Below are 16,854 nucleotides of genomic sequence, written 5' to 3'. Positions count from 1 at the left end.
GCCTGCCCACCCGGGCGGGCGTCCCCCTTCTCCAGGAGGTTCACCATGCTACCCAGCCTCTTCATCTCCCACGGCTCGCCCATGCTGGCCCTGACCGAGACCCCGGCCCACGCCTTCCTGCGCGAACTCGGCCGGCGGCTGCGTCCGCAGGCGGTGGTGGTCGTCTCGGCCCACTGGGCCAGCCGGCGCCTGATGGTCAGCACCAGCGAGCGCCCCGAGACCATCCACGACTTCGGCGGCTTCCCCCGCGAGCTCTTCGAGTGCCAGTATCCGGCCCCCGGCGAGCCCGAGCTGGCCAGGCGCCTGGCCCGGGAGCTGAACGCCGTGCCGGTGGAGCGCGGCCTGGACCACGGCGCCTGGGTACCGCTGTCGCTGATGTTTCCCGAGGCGGACATTCCGGTGGTCTCGCTGTCGCTGCCCACGCAATGGTCCAACGCCGAGCTGGCGGCCCTGGGCGAGCGGCTCGCCGCGCTGCGCGAGGAGAACGTCCTGGTGATCGGCTCGGGCAGCCTGACCCACAACCTCTACGAGATGCTGCCGCTGGGTGCGGAGATGCCCCCCTGGGTCGGCGAGTTCGCCGACTGGATCGAGGCACGCCTGACCGAGGACGATCGCGAGTCGCTGCTGGCCTGGGAGCAGGCCCCGAAGGCCCGGGAGAACCACCCGACGCCGGAGCACTTCCAGCCGCTGCTGGTGGCCATGGGCGCCGGCGGCCGGGCCGAGCGCCTGCACCACAGCGTGGAGCACGGCGTGCTGGCCATGGACCTCTACGCCTTCGCCTGAGGCGCAAGCATCGCCTACCCACGGCATCTGCATGGTCCCCGCAAGGGTGCCGGGCACGTCACCCGCCGAACGCCTACGCTTGTAGGGAAGTCTTGCCCATCTGGAGGCATCGCCATGACCGCCGTCGACATGAACCTGGGTGCCCATATCACCCTCAAGGAACTCTCCCGGGCGCTCTCCCGCGGCTTCTCGCCCATCGTCGAGGTGGAGTCCCTGGACGGGATCTACACGGTGCGCTTCCACCACGCCAACGGCACCTCCGAGCTCTCCGATGAGTTCGGCCATACCCGCACCTTCCTCGGCACCGGCGAGATCCGCGACCTGCTCGGCGGCCTGGGGCTGACCCACGGCGTCCTGACCTGGGCCGACCAGTGCGGCGACGAGATGATCGGCGTGCCGGGCCATGCCCTGACCCCGGACGAGATGCTGGCCCACGGCACCCGCATCGCCTTTCGCTGATGGTCGCCAGGGGCACCCTGAGCGGCTAAGGTAGGGGGGTCTGCGTGACCAGAGGACGCCCCATGCCCGTCGCTCCCCGCCTTCGCCCCGCCATCGACCTGCGCCCGCTGCTGCTCCTGGGATGGCTGTTGCTGCTCACCGGCTGTGCCGGCAAGGAGCTCGCCGTCCGCGACCCCGCTCCCGACGAGGGACTCTCCATGGAGCGGGCGCTGATCCTCGCCACCGCCGAGCGTGCCCTGGGCACGCCCTACCGCTTCGGTGGCAACTCGCCACGCGGCCTCGACTGCTCGGGCCTGGTGGCAATGGCCTACCGCGCCGCGGGCATCGCGGTGCCGCGCAGCGCCGACGCCCAGTTCCGCGCCCTGCCGGAGGTCGACCGGGCCCGCCCCGGTGACCTGCTGTTCTTCGACACCGCCGGCGGCGGCAAGGCCAGCCACGTGGGCATCTACCACGGCGACGGTCGGATGATTCATGCCCCGGGGCGCGGGCGCCGCGTGGAGACCTCGCCGGTGGCGATCGCCTACTGGCAGGAGCGCTTCCTGGGCGCCGCCGCCCCGGCGCCCTGAGGGCGCTTTGCCGGCCGGGAGCGGCCGCGTATCATCGGGGGCGCTGAAAGCCCGACCATCTCGCCGACCTGCCACCCCTGGAGGTGCCCCATGCGCCCTGACCTCTCCCTCTACCTGGTGACCGACCCCGGACTGTGCGCCGAGCGCGGCCTGGAGGAGACCGTGGTGGCCGCGGTACGCGGCGGCGTGACGCTGGTCCAGCTGCGCGACAAGCACGCCTCGGATGGCGAGCTGATCGACCAGGCCCGGCGCCTCAAGGCGGCCCTGGCCGGCAGCGGGGTCCCGCTGATCATCAACGACCGCCTGGCGGTGGCCGTGGAGAGCGGCGCCGATGGCCTGCACATCGGCCAGGACGACGGCGAGGTGGCCGCGGCCCGCGCCGCCCTGGGCGAGGCGGCGATCCTCGGCCTGTCGGTGCAGACCCTGGACCAGATGGGCCGCATCGATCCCCAGGCCCTCGACTACCTGGGCCTGGGGCCGGTGTTCGCCACTCCCAGCAAGCACGACCACGCATCGCCACTCGGCTTCGAGGGCCTGGCCACCCTGGTGGCGGCCAGTCCCCTGCCCAGCGTGGCCATCGGCGGGCTCAAGGCCGAGCATGTGGCGCCGGTACGCCAGGCCGGCGCCGACGGCCTGGCGGTGATCTCCGCCATCTGTGGCCAGCCCGACCCTGAGGCCGCCGTCCGACGCTTCTTCGAACCGCAGTGATTCAACCGGCCGCGGCAGGTCCGACAACCGCTCACCCTCTATCATCACGAGGCCCCTCCTCAGAGGGGCCTTGGGGTATCGATGCGGCAGGAAAAGGGATCTCAATGCGCCAGCATTTCATCCACGATGGCCTGGCCATCCAGGCTTGAGGGATAGTAAGTCGGCCAGTTCGTGACCTCTTCCAGTAAGGCGTCCCGGTCATCGCCCCAATACAGGTGGTAGTGATCGGCGTCGGTCGGGTAGATGCCATGGTCGCTGAACTGGATGAACGCCGGGAGGTCCTCGCCACCCTCCTCGAGTGCGAAGATATATCTCACCCCTCGATTGCCGGCCTCATAGGTCAGGATCTCGTACCCGTCATAGGCATACTCCCCGGACCTCGTGTCCCCATCCGCATGGAAGGAGACGGAGCTCCCCTCGATCACGATGCGTTCGACGTCGGTCCGATAGCCCGTCTCGTAGTACTCCTGGTACTCCTCGGCCGTTTTCTCGTCGTCCTCTTCCGCCTTGTGGGCAAACACCTCGTCGAGGGTGCCATCCTGCAGGTAGGGGTACACCGACTGCCAGTCGCCTTCCCAATCGGACAGCGACCGGTCCTCGACTTGATCGTCATCGAAGTACCCCGCGTAGATATCATCGTCATGGGCATGATCGTGGTCGTGGTCGTGGTCGTGGTCGTGGTCGTGGTCGTGGTCGTGGTCGTGGTCGTGGTCATGACGGTGCCCATGGTCATCGGACACGGACTCGTCGGAGGCGGCATGATCGCCATGCGCGATAGCCAAGGGCGTCCCTAGCATCGACAGCAGGCTGATGGCGATAACGCTCGCCTTTCTTGGATAGGGCATGCTCATTGCTTTCCTCTCGTGACAGGCCAAGTGGGGTCGGGCCGGGTAGCGGCGAACCGCCGCAGCGATATGTTATGATATATCATTGCTTTCATGTCAAGTCTCGCGCTCCCTCCGGGCCGACCCGGGCCCTCAGGCCGTCGGGCGGCGCTTGAGCGTGGTGCGGCCCTCGCGGTAGGCGATGGCCAGGCCGCTGCCGATGATCAGGGCGCTGCCCAGGAACACCCAGGGATCGGGCATCTCGCCCCAGAACCACCAGCCCAGGAACACCGCCCAGAGCATGGCGGTGTAATCGAAGGGCGCGGCGATGGCCGCCGGGGCGTAGCGGAATGCCAGGGTGATGAAGGCGGTGGCACCGACCCCGAACAGCCCCGCGCCGAGGAAGCCCAGCCAGTGCCAGGGGTGCGGCGACTGCCACACCCAGGGCAGCAGCGCGCCGGTGATCACGAAGGGCACCAGGGTCATGTAGAAGACCATGGCCCAGAGGTGCTCGGTGCCACCCCAGCGCCGCGAGGTGAGCATCGTCAGGGCGTAGAACAGCGCCGCCCCCACCATCACCAGCGACCCGGGGTGGAAGGCCTCGCCGCCGGGGCGTACCACGATCAACACCCCCACGAAGCCCACCAGCGAGGCCGCCAGCACCGGACCCTCGATGCGCTCGCCCAGCAGCGGGACGGACAGCAGGGTGACGAACAGCGGTGCCACGAAGGCGATGGCCGTGGCCTCGGCCAGCGGCAGCAGGGTCAGGCCCAGCACGAAGCAGCCCATGGTGCCGGTGTAGATCAGTCCGCGCAGCAGATGCACCCCGGGACGCCGGGTACGCAGCTTGCGCAGGCCGCCCCCGAAGTGCGCCAGCGCCGCGATCAGCGGCAGCGACACCAGGGTGCGGAAGAAGATGATCTGCAGCGGCGAGTGGACCTCGCCGAGCCACTTGGAGATGGCGTCGCCGATGGCCAGGCAGAGCACGCCCAGGCACATGGCCAGGATTCCCTTCAACGACGCTGGCATGGTCCCTCCCGTTCGCCGAACCGCCGACCCAAAAGCGCCACCCCGCCGGCCAGGGGCCGGCGGGGTGGCATTGCGGATCAGACTAGAAGGTTCGCAAGCGAACGGCAAGGCCTAGAAGCCGGCGTCGATCACCATGCAGTCCATGCCCTCCTGCACCAGGCTACGGCAGGCGCGCTGGGCCTGGTTCTCGTCGAGGTTGACCAGCCGGGCGCGGAACAGCTGCTGGGGGCCGGGCACCTCGAGGACGTCGACCCGGGCGTTGGTCAGCTCGCGGTCGAGGCGGTCGGCGGCCCGGCCGGCCAGGTGGCGGGCATTGTCGGGGTCGCTGAAGGCGCCCACCTGCACGCCCCAGCCGCCGTCACCCACCGGTTCCAGGCGCTGCTGCGTCCGCGTGGAGGCATGGCCCTGCGGCTCGCTGCCGGCAATCAGCTCGCGGATGGGATCGTTGGCCGAGCCCTGGGCGGCCTCCGGCAGTGGGTCGGAGGTCGAGGGCCGCGGCTCGGGGGCCTCCAGGCTGGCCAGCTGCACCGCGGGCTCCGGATCGGGCGTCGGGGGCGATGCCACCGGCGCGGCGGTGGGCGCGGCGTCCGGCAGGCGCATGTAATCGCCGGAGAAGTCGGCCGCGGCGACCCAGTCGCCGCGGTCGTAGAGCGACGCCCGCACGAAGCCACGGTCGAGCAGGTCGGCCATATGGGTATCCCGCGATGCCGCCGTGAAGCCGCCCATCACCACCGAGAGCAGGCGGCGCCCATTGCGCACCGCCGAGGTGGCCACGTTGAAGCCCGAGGCGCGGATGAAGCCGGTCTTGAGGCCGTCGGCGCCGGGGTAGTTGTCCAGCAGGCGGTTGTGGCCGGTGATGGTCTTGCCCTTCCAGTTGAAGCGGGTGCGCGAGAAGTAATGGTAATACTGGGGGAAGTCCTGCATCAGGCGCAGTGACAGGGTGGCCATGTCGCGGACGGTGGTGGTCTGGCCGGCGTCGGGCAGGCCGTTGGGGTTGCGGAAGGTGGTGCGAGTCATGCCCAGCTCGCGGGCCTTGGCGGTCATCATGCGGGCGAAGTGCTCCTCGCTGCCGCCCAGCGCCTCGGCCACCACCACGGCCACATCGTTGGCCGACTTGATCACCAGCGCCTGAATGGCGGTCTCCACGGGAATGCTCGAGCCGGCCTTGACGTAGAGCTTGGAAGCCGGCCTGGAGGCGGCGTAGGAGGAGACCGGCAGCGGCCTGTCGAGGCTCATGCTGCGCCCCTCCAGGGCCTCGAACAGCAGGTAGAGGGTCATCATCTTGGTCAGCGAGGCCGGGTAGCGCGTCTCGTCGGCGTTGGCCGCATGCAGCACCTCGCCGCTCTCCACGTCCACCACGATGGCGGCATAGCGGGGGTTCGCCTGGGCGGTGGTCGACAGCAGCATCACCAGACCGGCCAGCAGCCATAGCGCCGTCACCGCCGGACGGCGCCCCGAAATCGTGATCGCGGTCACCATAGTGTCGTTCCCTCGAGGGTCCCTTGGGTCATCAATCGCCTTCTTATAGGGGCATTATGGCTCCCTCGGGCGGACTGTACAGCGCCTGGCAGGAAAAATCTCGCTCTCAGCCCAGCCCTGCCCGGTCAAGCAGCGCGACGATGTCCACCTCATCGCGCTGGCCCGGGGCGAGATAGGCCTCGGCATAGTCGCGCCACAGGCCGCTCTTCAGCAGCAGCCGGAAGAGTTCGCCGTCCAGGTGGCCGTCGCGGACCATGTCGGCGACGATCTCCAGGGCATGCGACAGCGTCATGACCGACTTGTAGGGCCGGTCGGACGCGGTCAGCGCCTCGAGGACGTCGGCCATGGCCAGCACCCGTTCCTCGACGCTGGCCTCCGACAAGGCGAGCCGCCGCGGATAACCTGCGCCGTCGAGGCGCTCGTGGTGGTTGCCGGCGATCTCCGGCACCCGTTGCAGGTGAGCCGGCCAGGGCAGCGAGGTGAGCATGATCAGCGTCTGGACCACGTGCTCCTGGATGCGGAAGCGTTCGATCTCGTTGAGGGTGCCGCGCCGCACGGCGAGGTTGTAGCGCTCCCCCTGGTGGCCCGCATGGGGCGGCAAGGCCATGGCGAAGCCCCAGCGGTTGGCCGGATCGCCCGGGCTCACCGGGGGGCGCCGCCCCTCGGGCCAGTCGAGGCGATGCCAGGCGCGATCGGCCAGCAGGGGCTCCTCCGCCGGCAGCGACGCGCGGGGCTCACGGGCCATGCGCTCGGCCTCCTCGACGGAGACTCCCAGCCGGTCGTCGAAGTGGCGCCACCAGCGCCACTCGGCGATCGCCTCGAGCCGCGCCAGGGTCGCGTCGTCCATCGCCTCGGCGCCCTGGTTGGCCGCGGCGACCAGGGCGAAGGCCTCCCGCAGCTCCTGGCGGCGACTCGCGCGAACTTCCGCGAGGCGGTCCGCATCCTCGCCGGCGGCGACGCCTCGCCAGTAGTCGATCTCGGCGTCGCGCCACAGCACCTCGAAGCGGGTGCGGATCTCGTGGATGCGGTTGTAGCGGGTCTCCAGCTTGGTGCCCTTCTCCATCACCTCGTCGGGGGTGGTGAGCTTGCCGCAGTCGTGGAGCCAGGCCGCCAGATGGAAGGCCTGGCGGGTCTTGTCGTCGGGCGATACCGCGGCGAAGGGCCCCTCCCGTGTCTCGGCGACCCGTTCCAGCAGCATTTCCGCCAGCACCGGTACGCGCGAGCAGTGGGCGCCGGTGTGCGGCGACTTGGCGTCGATGGCCCCGGCGATCATGCGCACGATGGCGTCCAGCAGGCGCTCCTCGGCCTGGATCAGGCGGCGCATCTCGATGGCCAGCGCGGCCGCCGAGGAGATCTCCTCGACGAAGTCGGCCCAATAGCGCCCCGAGCCTTCCTGCTCGGCCAACACCAGCAGGCCCAGCCGCCGCCCGTCGCGGCTGCGCAGCGGCACGGCGAGGCGCTGCTGGCGTTGCAGGCGCCGCTGCAGTTCGGCCAGCTCGCCCTCCTCCGACTCGGCCTCGAGCCTGGCCGGCAGCGCGGCGTGGTCACCGGGCACCCCCGCCTCGGCGACCAGCGCCAGGCCCGGCCGCCCCTCCTCCGCCAGGTAGACGCCGCCATGCCGGCTGCCGGTCAACGCCAGCAGGCCCTCGAGGATCTCCTGCAGCATGCGCTCCAGATGCGGCTCGGTGGCCAGGGTGCGCATCATGTCGCGGATCCGCCGGAGGTTGTCGGCCATGCCCGACATGGCGCCGTCCAGCTGGCGCACCTCGACGATGCGCGACGCCACCCCGCGCCGGGCCGTGAAGTCGAAGGCCCCCAGGACCCTGGCCCGCTCGCCCAGGGCGTGGAGGGGGCGGGCGATGCGCCCTCCCAGCCACAGGCCCACGGGCAGCACCAGCAGCACGAGCCCCGCCGCCATCAACGCCTGGCGCCGCAGCAGGGCCCGCGACTCGGCCAGTGCCTCGCTGGCGGGCACCGCCACCAGCAGCCAGGAGTCGCTCTCGCCCATGGCCAGGAAGGGCAGCCGGCCGCCGTACCACGCCTCCCCCTCCACCTCGACGACCTGGACCTCCTCCCCGCGCGGCAGCCGGGCCATGGCCTCCAGCGCCGGCTCGCCCAGCTCGTCGAGCCGCGCCAGGCGCAGGGCGTCGCCTTCCCCCACCAGCAGCCGTTCCAGCTCCGGATAGGCCAGCACCTCGTCGCGCTCGGAGACGATGGCCAGCCGGGTGCCGGGGGTTAGCCTGAGCTCGCGCATCTCGCGGCCCAGGTCGGTGACGGTGGCGTCCAGGCCAACCACGCCCCGCCCCGAGGGGGCGACCCGGGAGAGGGTGACCCCCACCTCGCGGGTGGTGAAGAAGGGATAGGGCGGCGTCAGCGCCACCCCGCCCCCGGCTGCCTGGCGATACCAGGGCCGTTCGCGGGGATCGAAGCGGTAGTCCTCGGGCTCGACGCGCACCAGCAGCTCGAGGTCGGCGTCGTAGAGGCGCCACTCGCCGACGCGCCCCTCCCCGGACCGGCGGGTCACCGCCTGGACCAGCCAGGCCGCCGAATGGCCGGCCAGGCCCTCGTCGGCCTCGGCCAGGCGCTCGTCCCAGGGCCGTACCAGCAGGAAGTCGCCGGTCTCGTAGCCCGCGTAGACGGCGCTGGCCACCTCGTGGACCGCCAGCGCCTCGACCAGGACGGGCAGCCGCGCCAGCCGAGCCTCCAGGCTCTCGGCCTCGAGCAGGGGATCGTGGGCCAGCAGGCGCAGCAGCGCCCGACCCGGCGCGATGAGGCGCCGCGCCCGCTCCTCGGTCATCTCCGCCAGGCGGGGAACGCTGTCGGTCATGGCATTGACCAGCAGCCGGTCGGCGCTGCGCGCACCGTGCCACATCAGCAGGCCGGCCAGGATCAGCAGCAGGGCCAGGATCACCAGCGGGATCAGTCCACGGATGGACAGCAGGCGTCTGGTGAGTCGGGTACCCAGGGACGACATGGCGTGGCTCCCGCCGGAGAAAGCGTCCCCAGCGGGACGAATCGGTCCGAGATGCCTTCAGCATATGCCGCCGGTGACGCGGCTGTCAGGCAGGCGACCACTGCGTCGCCAACGCTGGCCAGCAACGGGCACGGCCATCACCCCGCCAGCCGCTGCCACCCCAACCAGATCAGGCGCAGCGCCAAGAGGGTCAACACCCCCTTGAACAGCGTATCGAAGCGACGGTCGGAGAGGCGCCGCAGCAGCCGCAGGCCCAGCCAGGTCCCCAGGAAGCCCGCCGCCACCATGGCCAGCATCAGCGGCAGCCAGGCGTGGAAGACGAAGCCGGCGACGCCGAACACGAAGGCCTTGGTGAGGTGCTGGAAGGTCATGCAGGCGGCGAAGGTGGCCACCCGCGGCAGGCGCTCGCTGAAGTGCTGCTTGATCACCGCGGCCACCAGCGGGCCGGTCGCCCCCACCAGGCTGGAGAGGAAGGTGGTCAGGGCCCCGGCCAGCAGGGTGCCGCCCCGGCCGAGCAGCCCCCGGGGCCAGCCCGGCCCCCAGCAGGAGTAGAGCACGAAGGTGGCGATGCACAGCTCCAGCACGCCGGCGGGCAGGCGCACCAGCAGCCAGGCGGCGGCCAGGGCGCCCAGCACCACCCCGGGCAGGAAGGCGGCCAGCAGGCCGCGGTCCAGGTGCCGCCAGGTCATCAGCGCCCGGCCGCCGTTGGAGCCCAGCTGCACCATGCCGTGCACCGGGATCAGCGCCGTGGCCGGCATCGCCTGGGCCATGGCCAGGATCAGCAGGGTGCCGCCGCCGATGCCCACCGCGGCGGAGAGGCCCGAGGTGAAGGCCGAGAGCAGCACCAGGCCCAGGTTGACCGGCCCCGCGAGCGGTGAGAGCGCGTCGAGGAGCGCCAACGAATTCACGGGAGGCGTCCCTCCTCCACCCCATGGCAGGCCACCTCGCTGCCGTCGCGGCGGGCGATGAGTTGCGGCACCTCGCGCCGGCAGCGCTCGTTGGCGTGGGGGCAGCGCGGATGGAAGGCACAGCCCGGCGGCGGATGCACCGGGTTGGGCACCTCGCCCTGGATCATGGAGCGCTCGCGGCCCACCCCCTCCAGCGACGGCACCGCCGCCAGCAGCATCTTCGCGTAGGGATGGTGAGGGGTGGCGAAGAGGGCGTCAGACGCCGCGATCTCGGCGATGCGCCCCAGGTACATCACCGCGATGCGGTCGGCCATGTGCTTGACCACCGCCATGTCGTGGCTGATGAACAGGTAGGTGAGCCCGTACTCCTGCTGCAGGTCGCGCATCAGGTTGAGGATCTGTGCCTGCACCGAGACATCCAGCGCCGAGGTGGGCTCGTCGCAGACCATGAACTCCGGCTCGTTGGCGAGCGCCCGGGCGATGGAGATGCGCTGGCGCTGGCCGCCGGAGAACTCGTGAGGGTAGCGGCCAGCATCCGCCGCCGAGAGCCCCACCTGCTCGAGCAGCTCGCCGACGCGCCGATGGCGCTGCACGGCACTCATCTCCGGGCGGAAGAAGCGCAGCGGCTCGCCGATGATGGTGCCCACCCGCCACAGCGGATTCAGGCTGGCGTAGGGGTCCTGGAAGATCATCTGGAAGCGCTGGCGGATCGCCGCCGCCTGCCGGCCGGTGCGCCCCGCCAGGTCGCTGATGTCCTGGCCGTCGAAGACCAGCCGGCCGCGGGTCAGGCCGTGGAGCCCGACGATCAGCCGCGCCACCGTGGACTTGCCGCAGCCCGACTCGCCCACCAGGGCCAGGGTCTCGCCGCGGCGGATGCTGAAGCTCACCCCGTCCACCGCCTTCAGCGTCAGCCGCTCGGCGCGCTCCAGCACCCGGTTGAGCCAGGGGCGGGAGACGTCGAAGTGGCATGCCAGGTCGCTGGCCTCCAGCAGCACCTCGCCACTCGCCGCGGTCGGGATCGTCCGGGTCTCGCTCATCGGGCCACCTCCTGCGCACGCCGCGGCAGCGGATCCTCGGGATCGTGGAGCCAGCAGGCGGCCAGGCTCGCCCCCGCCGGCATCAGCTCGGGGCGCCGGTGCGCGCAGCGCTCGGCGGCATGCGGGCAGCGCGGGTGGAAGGCGCAGCCGGGGGGAATCGCCGCCAGCCGCGGCATGGCGCCCTCGATCTGGTAGAGGCGCGCATGGCGCTCGGCGAGCGCCGGAATCGAGGCCATCAGGCCCTCGGTATAGGGGTGCCGGGGGCGGCGGATCACCGCGTTCACCGGGCCGATCTCGATCAGCCGCCCGGCGTACATCACCGCGACGCGATCGGCGGTCTCGGCGATCACCCCCATGTCGTGGGTGACCAGCATCACCGCCGCGCCGCGCTCGGCGCAGACCCGCTTGAGCAGGGCGAGGATCTGCGCCTGCACCGAGACGTCCAGCGCCGTGGTGGGCTCGTCGGCGATGATCAGCTCGGGCTCGGCGGCCAGCGCCAGGGCGATCACCACCCGCTGGCGCATGCCGCCGGAGAACTGGTGCGGGTAGCTGTCGAGCCGGGTCTCCGGGGCGGGAATGCCCACCTCGCGCAGCAGCGCCAGGGCGCGCTCGCGGGCCTCGGCCACGCTAAGCGGCAGGTGCGTGCGGAGGGTCTCCACCAGCTGGTCGCCGATGGAGAACAGCGGGTTCAGGCTGGTCAGCGGGTCCTGGAAGATCATGCCGATGTGCCGGCCGCGCAGCGGCACGAAGTCGTCCTCGGCGAGGTCGTCGATGCGCCGCCCGGCGAGGCGGATCTCGCCGCCGGCGATGCGCCCGGGCGGCTCCAGCAGGCGGATCACGGCGTTGCCGGTCATCGACTTGCCGGCGCCGGACTCGCCCACCACCCCGAGCACCTCGCCCGGGGCGATATCGAAGGAGACGTCGTCCAGCGCCACCAGGGTAGCGTGGCGGGTGGGGAACTCCACCCGCAGATGGCGCACGCTGAGCACCGGTTCCGGCGTCGTGACACCGGTCCCCGGGTCCGCCTGCCTATCTGAGCTTGGGGTTGAGGACATCACGCAACCAGTCTCCCAGCAGGTTGACGGAGAGCGCCAGCACCAGCAGCGCCACCCCGGGGAAGAGCAGGATCCACCACTCGCCCGAGAACATGTAGTCCTGGCCGACCCGGATCAGGGTGCCCAGGCTCGGCTGGGTGGCCGGCATGCCGACCCCCAGGAAGGACAGCGTGGCCTCGGCGATGATCGCCAGCGCCAGGCCGATGGTGCCGATCACCAGCACCGGGCGCAGCACGTTGGGCAGGATGTGCTGGAAGAGGATGCGACCGTCCGGCAGGCCGATCACCCGCGCCGCCTGCACGTACTCCTTGTGCTTCTCCACCATGGTGGCGCCGCGCACGGCGCGGGCGTACTGCACCCAGTCGGAGAGGCCGATGGCCACGATCAGCACGATGATCGCCACCTCGGCGTGCATGGAGCGCGGCAGGAGGCCGCGGATCACACCGAAGATCAGCAACGCCATGAGGATCGACGGGAAGGTCAGCTGGACGTCGGCGACGCGCATGATCAGGGCGTCGCGCCAGCCGCCGCGGAAGCCCGCCAGCAGGCCCAGGGCGGTCCCCAGCACCAGGGCGAAGAGCACCGCGGCGAAGCCCACCAGCAGCGAGATGCGCGAGCCGTAGAGGATCGCCGAGAAGACGTCGCGGCCCTGGCTGTCGCTGCCCAGCAGGTAGAAGGTGCCGGTGAACTCCGAACGGGTCAGCGGCGGCGTGAAGGCATCGATCAGGTCGAGCTGACCCGGATCGAAGGGGTTCTGGGGGGCGATCCAGGGCGCGAACAGCGCACCGGCGAACATCGCCAACGTCACCAGGGTGGCGGCGATCACCACCGGCTGGCGCTGCCAGGAGTAGACGATATCGCTGTCGAGAAATGTCCTGAGCCTGCCGGGCGGCGGCGACGCCGGCGGTGACTCGACGGTTGATTTCACATCCCGGCTCATCTGGCCCCCCCCTGCACCCGCAGACGCGGGTCGACGGCGTAGTAGAGCAGGTCCACCACCAGGTTGATGACCACGAACACCAGGGCGATCATCATCAGGTAGGCGGCCATCACCGGGATGTCGACGAAGCGCACCGCGGTGATGAACAGCGCCCCCACCCCCGGCCACTGGAACACCGTCTCGGTGATGATGGCGAAGGCGATGATGGTGCCCAGCTGCAGGCCGATGATGGTGATCACCGGGATCAGGGTGTTCTTCAGCGCATGGCGCAGGTTGACCACCCGCCGCGACAGGCCGCGGGCCCGGGCGAACTTGATGTAATCGGTGCGCAGTACCTCGAGCATCTCGGCACGCACCAGGCGCATGATCAGGGTGAGCTGGAAGAGTCCCAGGGTGATGGCCGGCAGGATCAGCGAGCGTAGCCCGCTGGCGGTCAACAACCCGGTATTCCACCAGCCCAGCTCCACCACTTCCCCCCGGCCGAAGGCAGGCAGCCAGCCCAGCTCCACCGCGAACAGGTAGATCAGCAGCACGCCGATCAGGAAGGTGGGCAGCGAGACGCCGATCAGCGAGACCGTCATGATGACGTTGGACAGCCAGCTGCCGCGGCGAATGGCGGTGTAGATGCCCAGCACGATGCCCATCACCACGGCGAAGATCGCCGAGATGACGGCCAGCTCCAGGGTCGCCGGCAGGCGCTCGGCGATCAGCTCGGTGACCGGCCGTGCCGAACGGTAGGAGATGCCGAACTCGAAGCGGGCGGCATTGGCGACGAACTGCCAGAACTGCACCACCACCGGCCGGTCGAGCCCCAACTGGGCCCGGAGCTCGGCGCGGTCGGCCTCGGAGGCCTCCTGGCCGAGCATGTTGAGCACCGGGTCGCCGACGTAGTGGAACAGCGAGAAGGCGATGAGCGCGACCACCAGCATCACGAAGATGGCCTGCAGGACGCGCTGGATCAGGAAAGCCAGCATGGAGTCTCCACTCGCCGGCGTGTCCCCGGGGCCAGTGGCGCCCGGGGACACGCCGGGTCCTACGGGATCAGTCCTTGAACTTCAGGTACTTGAAGTGCGGAGTGTTCTCGCTCTGTACCTGGAAGTCGATGTCGTCACGCATCGACCAGGTGAGCATCTGGTGATGGAGGGGGATGTAGACGATGTCGTCGTGGACGATCTCCCAGGCCTCCGCGATCATGGCGTTGCGCGCCTCCTCGTCGGTCTCGCTGCCCATCTCGAGGGTCAGCTCGTCGACCCGCTCGTCGGAGTAGCCGGTGAAGTTCCAGCTGCCGCGGTCGCCACCCTTGGTGTGGTAGAGGTAGTTGAAGATGTACTCGGAGTCCATGGTCGGCACGCCCCAGCCGAGCATGTAGAAGTCGTACTCCTCGCGGGCCAGCTCGGCGAAGTGCACCGAACGGGTCTGGGCCACCAGGTCCACGGTGATGCCGATGCGCGCCAGCATGCTGACCACCGCCTGGCAGATCTGCTCGTCGTTGACGTAGCGGTCGTTGGGGCAGTTCAGGGTGACGCGGAAGCCGTCGCCGTAACCCGCCTCGGCCATCAGTTCGTTGGCCCGTTCGAGGTCGGTGGGAATCACCTCGTCCATCTCCTCCGAGTAGCCGTTGACGAAGGGCGGCGCGATCATGCCGGCGGGCTGGGAGTTGCCGCGCATCACCGCCCGCTGGATGGTGGTCTGGTCCACGGCCAGGTTGATCGCCTCGCGCACGCGGCGGTCGGCGAAGGGGTTGTCGTCGGTATCGGCGCTGCGCAGCTCGGCGGAGCCCAGGTCCATGCCCAGGAAGATGGTGCGGTTCTCGGCGCCCTGCTCGTTGCGGATGCCGTCGGCCTCGGCCAGACGCTCGATGTCCTGCACCGGCGCCTCCTGCAGGAAGTCCACCTCGCCGGAGAGCAGCGCCGCCACCCGGGTGGCCGCCGACTCGATGGGCGTGTAGATCAGCTCGGAGATCTCCATGGGGTAATGGTCGATGCCCCAGTAGTCGTCGTTGCGTACCAGCACGGTGCGCACGTCGGGCTCGCGGCTCTGCACCCGGAAGGGGCCGCTGCCGTTGGCGTTGCGCACCGCATGGGTCTCCTCGCCAGCGGCGTAGTCCTGCGGTGCCTCGACGCCATGCTCCTCGGCCCACTCGCGGCTCATGATGAACAGGTTGGTGAGGTTATTGGGCAGCAGCGGATTGGGGTCGTGGGTTTCCACGTGCACCCGGTAGTCATCGGCCGCGCGCACCTCCTTGATGGAGGTCAACAGGCCGCGCATGTCGGAGTTCTCGTGGCGGGCGCGGTTCAGGGAGAAGACCACGTCGTCGGCGGTCAGCGCCTGGCCCTCATGGAAGGTCACTCCCTCGCGGATCTCGAAGACCCAGACGTGAGGGTCGTCCTCGCTGACGTACCAGTCGGTGGCCAGGCCCGGCTGGTACTCCACGTCCATGTCCTGGTAGATCAGCACGTCGAAGATCTGGTGGTTGAGGGCGTGGGTGGGCCCCTCGTTCTGGGAGTGGGGATCCAGGGTCAGGCCGTCCGCGGAACGCGTCCAGCGCAGGGTCTCGGCGTTGGCGGTGGTGGCCAGCATGGCGGTGGCCACGGCGGTGGCAAGCAGTGTCTTCCTGAGCATCTTGTTGTTCCTCGTTCAAGCGTTGGATGGGCAACGGCCCTGGAGGCTTTCTCCCCTAACGTAGACGAGAAGGAAAGACTGGGGTCACCAACACTTTCAGCGCTGGTTGGACCCTCGGTCGCCGGGCGACACTCCCGCCCGACAATCGACGCTCCGCAACAACTTTACGACGCTTCATGTCAACTATCTCGGGTGAGGCTGGGCCACACTGCCCCGCGTCGAACAGCCAAACGCGAGGAGCGGAGCATGAACCGCAACGTCATCCTGACCTGTGCCGTCACCAGTGCCGGCGACACCACCGGCAAGAATCCCAACGTGCCCGAGCGCCTGGCACTCAAGCGCGAGATCCTCGCGGCCCTGGACGCGGCGGCGGCCCCGGAGACGATCATCGGTTCCTCCACCTCGGGCTTCAAGCCCAGCGACCTGCAGCGCGATTGCCCCCGGTCGCCGGGGCGGGTGATCGTCGCCCACCCCTTCAAACCGGTCTACCTGCTGCCGCTGGTCGAGCTGCTCGACCTGGTTCAGAAGTACTGGCCCGAGGCCGAGGGCCTGGAGGGACGCATCTGATGGTGATCCTGGAGAGCCGCGTCGCCCCCGAGTGGGTCGACTACAACGGCCACATGAACGATGCCGAGTACGCCAGGGTGTTCTCCCTGGCCGTCGAGGCGTTGATGGCGCGCATCGGCCTGGACGCCGCGGGTCGCCACCGGCACGGCTACACGATCTACACCCTGGAGACCCACCTCTGCTACCGCCGCGAGGCCCACCAGGGGCAGCCGCTGTGGGTGACCCTGAGCCTGCTCGACCGCGACGCCAAGCGCCTGCACGCCTTCTTCGAACTGCTCGACGACGAGGACAACCTGCTGGCCACCAGCGAGCAGATGCTGATGGGCATCGACAGCGAGGCCGGCCGCCCGGCGCCCTTCCCGGCGCCGATCGAGGCCGCCATCGACGCGCTGCCCCATGTCGCCCGCGAGGCCTGGCCCGGACTCGCCGGGCGCACCATCGGCATTCGCCGCTAAGGCGAGCCGGCCTGAGCAGGACAGCCGCCCGGTACAGTCGGCACGTTGTTCGGCGCGGTGCGGGCCTGGATCGAGGGCACCTTCAGCGGCTACTACCTGGTGACAGTGATGCTGCTGGCGGTGTGCGCCTTCATCGTGGTCAGCCGCTACGGCGGCGTGCGCCTGGGTGCCTGATCATCTTCGGCGGCAACGCCATGCACCAGGAGCTCAATGCCGCGGGCGGCCCGGGCAACGCCGGCATCATCGAGCTGGTCAACGCCTGGAACCTGCCCGCCGCGCTGTTCGTCACCTCCTCAGACTCCGGCACCCTGGTGCTGACCACCATCCTGTCGCTGGGCAACGAGGAGCCGCCGCAACGCTTCCGGGTCTTCTGGGGCGTGGTGATCGGCCTGGTGGCCGCGGTGCTGCTGGTGGCCGGCGGGCTCAACACTCGATGGCGTTGACCGCC

General features: G+C 70.1%; 16 protein-coding genes and 2 pseudogenes. 8 read left to right on the top strand and 10 right to left on the bottom strand.

Translation table 11 applies throughout. The features are described from left to right. Positions 1-45 precede the first annotated feature (45 nt). From QWY80_RS16315 to thiE, 4 genes are all read left to right on the top strand, one after another. Positions 46-783, top strand: a complete 738-nt coding sequence (locus QWY80_RS16315) for a DODA-type extradiol aromatic ring-opening family dioxygenase (RefSeq protein ID WP_290233779.1) — start codon at positions 46-48, stop codon at positions 781-783. Positions 784-897: 114 nt separating this feature from the next. Beyond that, positions 898-1,242: a hypothetical protein gene (locus QWY80_RS16310; RefSeq protein WP_290233777.1), complete on the top strand. Its 345-nt coding sequence runs from the start codon at positions 898-900 to the stop codon at positions 1,240-1,242. Between the two features lie 62 nt (positions 1,243-1,304). Continuing rightward, positions 1,305-1,808 carry a C40 family peptidase gene (locus tag QWY80_RS16305; protein ID WP_290233774.1) on the top strand — a complete coding sequence of 168 codons (504 nt, stop codon included), beginning with the start codon at positions 1,305-1,307 and terminating at the stop codon, positions 1,806-1,808. A 90-nt stretch (positions 1,809-1,898) separates the two neighbouring features. Continuing rightward, positions 1,899-2,516 (top strand): thiamine phosphate synthase, encoded by a 618-nt coding sequence (thiE, locus tag QWY80_RS16300; RefSeq protein ID WP_290233770.1) that lies wholly within the window; start codon positions 1,899-1,901, stop codon positions 2,514-2,516. Positions 2,517-2,617: 101 nt separating this feature from the next. On the opposite strand, the gene QWY80_RS16295 is transcribed toward thiE, so the two are convergent. The 10 genes from QWY80_RS16295 to QWY80_RS16250 all read right to left on the bottom strand — a co-directional run bounded on the left by QWY80_RS16295 (position 2,618) and on the right by QWY80_RS16250 (position 15,384). Continuing rightward, positions 2,618-3,367 (bottom strand): ZinT family metal-binding protein, encoded by a 750-nt coding sequence (locus tag QWY80_RS16295; protein ID WP_290233767.1) that lies wholly within the window; start codon positions 3,365-3,367, stop codon positions 2,618-2,620. A gap of 126 nt (positions 3,368-3,493) precedes the next feature. Next, entirely contained in the window at positions 3,494-4,369 is an 876-nt protein-coding gene (locus QWY80_RS16290; RefSeq protein ID WP_290233763.1) for a DMT family transporter, read from the bottom strand. A gap of 111 nt (positions 4,370-4,480) precedes the next feature. Next, the gene (locus QWY80_RS16285; protein ID WP_290233759.1) at positions 4,481-5,848 is read right to left on the bottom strand and encodes a D-alanyl-D-alanine carboxypeptidase; all 1,368 of its coding nucleotides are present in this window, start codon (positions 5,846-5,848) and stop codon (positions 4,481-4,483) included. 106 nt (positions 5,849-5,954) lie between these two features. Beyond that, on the bottom strand, positions 5,955-8,822 hold the full coding sequence (locus QWY80_RS16280) for an HD domain-containing phosphohydrolase (protein ID WP_290233755.1): 2,868 nt from the start codon (positions 8,820-8,822) through the stop codon (positions 5,955-5,957). A 137-nt stretch (positions 8,823-8,959) separates the two neighbouring features. Continuing rightward, the gene (locus QWY80_RS16275) at positions 8,960-9,730 is read right to left on the bottom strand and encodes a TSUP family transporter (RefSeq protein WP_290233751.1); all 771 of its coding nucleotides are present in this window, start codon (positions 9,728-9,730) and stop codon (positions 8,960-8,962) included. Beyond that, positions 9,727-10,767: an ABC transporter ATP-binding protein gene (locus QWY80_RS16270; protein WP_290233748.1), complete on the bottom strand. Its 1,041-nt coding sequence runs from the start codon at positions 10,765-10,767 to the stop codon at positions 9,727-9,729. The genes QWY80_RS16275 and QWY80_RS16270 overlap by 4 nt, the downstream gene beginning before the upstream one ends. Continuing rightward, positions 10,764-11,822: an ABC transporter ATP-binding protein gene (locus tag QWY80_RS16265; RefSeq protein ID WP_290233746.1), complete on the bottom strand. Its 1,059-nt coding sequence runs from the start codon at positions 11,820-11,822 to the stop codon at positions 10,764-10,766. Before QWY80_RS16265 ends, QWY80_RS16270 begins: the two co-directional genes overlap by 4 nt. Beyond that, positions 11,797-12,750 (bottom strand): ABC transporter permease, encoded by a 954-nt coding sequence (locus QWY80_RS16260; RefSeq protein ID WP_435389377.1) that lies wholly within the window; start codon positions 12,748-12,750, stop codon positions 11,797-11,799. The genes QWY80_RS16265 and QWY80_RS16260 overlap by 26 nt, the downstream gene beginning before the upstream one ends. 8 nt (positions 12,751-12,758) lie before the next feature. Beyond that, positions 12,759-13,736, bottom strand: a complete 978-nt coding sequence (locus QWY80_RS16255; RefSeq protein WP_290233739.1) for an ABC transporter permease — start codon at positions 13,734-13,736, stop codon at positions 12,759-12,761. A 67-nt stretch (positions 13,737-13,803) separates the two neighbouring features. Continuing rightward, positions 13,804-15,384, bottom strand: coding sequence for an ABC transporter substrate-binding protein (locus QWY80_RS16250; RefSeq protein ID WP_290233737.1), 1,581 nt, complete (start codon positions 15,382-15,384; stop codon positions 13,804-13,806). A 246-nt stretch (positions 15,385-15,630) separates the two neighbouring features. Between QWY80_RS16250 and QWY80_RS16245 the strand changes: the two are divergent. The 4 genes and pseudogenes from QWY80_RS16245 to QWY80_RS16235 form a co-directional block, all read left to right on the top strand. Then, positions 15,631-15,897, top strand: a pseudogene (locus QWY80_RS16245) (3-hydroxyacyl-CoA dehydrogenase NAD-binding domain-containing protein); the annotation flags it as partial. A gap of 53 nt (positions 15,898-15,950) precedes the next feature. Further along, positions 15,951-16,406 carry a thioesterase family protein gene (locus QWY80_RS16240; protein WP_290233735.1) on the top strand — a complete coding sequence of 152 codons (456 nt, stop codon included), beginning with the start codon at positions 15,951-15,953 and terminating at the stop codon, positions 16,404-16,406. A gap of 45 nt (positions 16,407-16,451) precedes the next feature. After that, positions 16,452-16,580, top strand: a complete 129-nt coding sequence (locus tag QWY80_RS19470; protein WP_435389376.1) for a hypothetical protein — start codon at positions 16,452-16,454, stop codon at positions 16,578-16,580. Then, a pseudogene (locus QWY80_RS16235) lies at positions 16,532-16,834 on the top strand (BCCT family transporter); the annotation flags it as partial. The gene QWY80_RS19470 and the pseudogene QWY80_RS16235, both read left to right, overlap by 49 nt. Positions 16,835-16,854: the final 20 nt, after the last annotated feature.

This window comes from Halomonas ramblicola, assembly GCF_030409215.1.
Taxonomy (GTDB): domain Bacteria; phylum Pseudomonadota; class Gammaproteobacteria; order Pseudomonadales; family Halomonadaceae; genus Halomonas; species Halomonas ramblicola.
This window is presented reverse-complemented; position numbering and strand designations above follow the sequence as displayed.